This window comes from Aminobacter sp. P4_D5 (assembly GCF_056401815.1).
Genome location: NZ_JBFUIP010001463.1, coordinates 1 through 507 on the forward strand (window position 1 = coordinate 1; position 507 = coordinate 507).

The 507-nt window shown below is 72.6% G+C and carries 1 protein-coding gene; it reads right to left on the reverse strand.

All coding sequences use genetic code 11. The features are described from left to right. Positions 1 to 344: class I SAM-dependent methyltransferase (locus AC1DWF_RS38975; RefSeq protein WP_476843729.1), on the reverse strand; the 344-nt coding region annotated here is incomplete at its 3' end. Positions 345 to 507 lie beyond the last annotated feature (163 nt).

Below are 507 nucleotides of genomic sequence, written 5' to 3' on the forward strand. Positions count from 1 at the left end.
TGGAACCAGACGGCGGTCACCATGACGAGGCCGAAGCGCTCGCCCCGCGCGGTGACCTCGGGCAACAGCGGCAGCGTGTCGTCGAGCCATTCGATGGCGGGCAAGGGATGCAGCGCCATGCCATGCGTGCGCAGTTCTGCCGTCGGCTCCACGGCGAGGACGCGATGGCCCATCTCCGCGAACCCCGCGGCGTCGCGGCCGGTGCCGGCGCCGATGTCCAGGACATGGATCGGCACCGTGGGGACGAGGTGCATGATCGCCGCGTGGAATGTCGCGAAGGCGATGCCCTCGTAGAGCGGGACGAGCGTGTCCGCCTCGGCCGCGTAGCCCTCGGTGCCGCTCATGTCGTCCCCTTGGCCGCCCCCTGGGCCGTAACCCGCGCGATGGCGGCGCCGAGCAGCTCCACGCCGAGGCCGATCTCCGCCTCGCCGACGGTGAGCGGCGGCGCGAGGCGCATCACGCCGCCGGATACGCCGGCCCGCGTGATGTTGGCGGAGAGGCCGAGTC